At 71.4% G+C, this 1,667-nt stretch carries 4 protein-coding genes and 1 pseudogene; 4 read left to right on the forward strand and 1 reads right to left on the reverse strand.

Annotated elements, in window-relative coordinates:
• Positions 1-51: 51 nt before the first annotated feature.
• The 4 genes from Q0L15_RS22140 (at position 52) to Q0L15_RS22155 (ending at position 1,382) form a co-directional block, all read left to right on the forward strand.
• Positions 52-219: a DUF6767 domain-containing protein gene (locus tag Q0L15_RS22140; RefSeq protein ID WP_296607010.1), complete on the forward strand. Its 168-nt coding sequence runs from the start codon at positions 52-54 to the stop codon at positions 217-219.
• Between the two features lie 13 nt (positions 220-232).
• On the forward strand, positions 233-751 hold the full coding sequence (locus Q0L15_RS22145; protein ID WP_296607012.1) for a 2'-5' RNA ligase family protein: 519 nt from the start codon (positions 233-235) through the stop codon (positions 749-751).
• Positions 752-918: 167 nt separating this feature from the next.
• Entirely contained in the window at positions 919-1,116 is a 198-nt protein-coding gene (locus tag Q0L15_RS22150) for a hypothetical protein (protein WP_296607013.1), read from the forward strand.
• Entirely contained in the window at positions 1,113-1,382 is a 270-nt protein-coding gene (locus Q0L15_RS22155; RefSeq protein ID WP_296607015.1) for a DUF2087 domain-containing protein, read from the forward strand. The genes Q0L15_RS22150 and Q0L15_RS22155 overlap by 4 nt, the downstream gene beginning before the upstream one ends.
• A gap of 78 nt (positions 1,383-1,460) precedes the next feature.
• On the opposite strand, the pseudogene Q0L15_RS22160 reads toward Q0L15_RS22155, so the two are convergent.
• Positions 1,461-1,667, reverse strand: a pseudogene (locus Q0L15_RS22160) (hypothetical protein); the annotation flags it as partial.

Below are 1,667 nucleotides of genomic sequence, written 5' to 3' on the forward strand. Positions count from 1 at the left end.
GGTGACCTTCGCCCCTACTGGTGCCGCTCGCGCCGGCCTAGCGTCGACGGCGTGGGGAAGCCCGTCCCGAGGTGCCCGATCCGGATCGGTGAGCCGTGCTCGCTGTGTGAACCGGGCGTGTCCGGGCCCGAGGACTGCGGGCTGGTCTGGCTGGTGATGAACGACCCGGACCTCCGCGAACGCCTCGCGGAGCTCCGGCGCGACCACCGCACGGTCTGACAGGATCGCGGCCGTGTACCCGGGCCACTCCGTGCTGCAGGTGCCGGTGCCGCCGCTGGAGGAGTACGTCCGGGGGCGGACCGCGCACTACGACCCGTCGTACCTCGGCGTCGGCCCGGCGTACGTGCACGCCCACGTGACCGCGCTCGGGCCGTTCGTCGACGAGCTGACCGAGGACGTCGAGCGGCGGGTCGCCGCGGTCGCCGCGGAGACCGAGCCGTTCGACTTCGTGCTGGAGCGGATCGGGCGGTTCCCGGACGGGATGCTGCACCTGCTGCCCGAGCCCGACGAGGGGTTCCGCAAGCTGACCGCGCGGCTCGTGGCGGAGTTCCCCGGGTTCCCGCCGTACGCCGGCAGGTTCGACGCGATCCCGCACCTGACGCTGGACCAGGTCTCCGTCGAGGTCACCGTCGAGTCCACGCTCGCGCTGCTGGACGGCATGCTGCCGACGTCCTGCCGGGCCGAGCGGCTGGACCTCGCGTGGTACCAGCCGGATTCCTCGCGCATCGTGAGGTCCTGGCGGTTAGGTTGACCGCATGCGACGTCTCGGAGCGCTCGTCCTCGCCTTGCTGCTCGCCGCCACCCTCGCCGGTCCGGCGCGCGCGGGTGATCCGCGCTGGGTGTTCTACTCCCAGGACAAGACCTACTACACGTCCCCGTGGTTCCAGGGCGCGCAACCGCAAGAAGCACTTCGACCTGGTGATCGGCCACACCAGGAAGGTCTACGTCCACGAGGGCGAGATGGTCCCGAAGGGCACCCTGTTCGCTCGCGCCAACGACCGGGGCGCACCCGACGGCTGCCACCTCCACTTCGAGCAGCGCTCGGTCGGCGGCGGGCTGTCGACCGCGGTCTGGCCGCGCGCGCTGCTGAAGCTGACCCCGAGGAAGAAGACGTGACCGACGACCGGGTCCTGAAGGCGTTCTTCGCCGAGGACGGCACCCTGCACACGATCCCGAGCAGGCACGGCAAGCTGCTGGTCGTGCTCGACCGGCTGGCCCAGGAGTTCGAGCCCGGGCAGCGCTACGAGGAGGCGGAGGTGAACCTCCTGCTCAAGCGCATCCACCCCGACTACGCCGCCCTGCGGCGTTACCTCGTCGAGAACGGCTTCCTGGCCCGCGAGTCCGGCGTCTACTGGCGCATGGGCGGCACCGTCGATGTCTGAGATCCGCGGCGAGGACTGGTACGGCGAGGACCTCGGCGCCGTCGTCCACACCGGGAGCGGCGCCGTGGTCGCCGCGGGCTAGCCCGCCGCCTGCGCGACCAGCTGCTCGATCCGCTCCGCCTCGGCGTCGCCGATCGCGAGCAGCGCGTACTCCGTGGGCCACATCTGCCCGTCGTCGAGGTGCGCGGCGTCGTTGAAGCCGAAGTTCGAGTAGCGGGCGCCGAACTTGGACGCGGGCTTGAAGAAGCACACGACCTTGCCGTCGCGGGCCCAGGCCGGCATGCC

The organism is Nocardioides sp. (assembly GCF_024509035.1).
In the GTDB taxonomy this organism is placed as follows: domain Bacteria; phylum Actinomycetota; class Actinomycetes; order Propionibacteriales; family Nocardioidaceae; genus Nocardioides.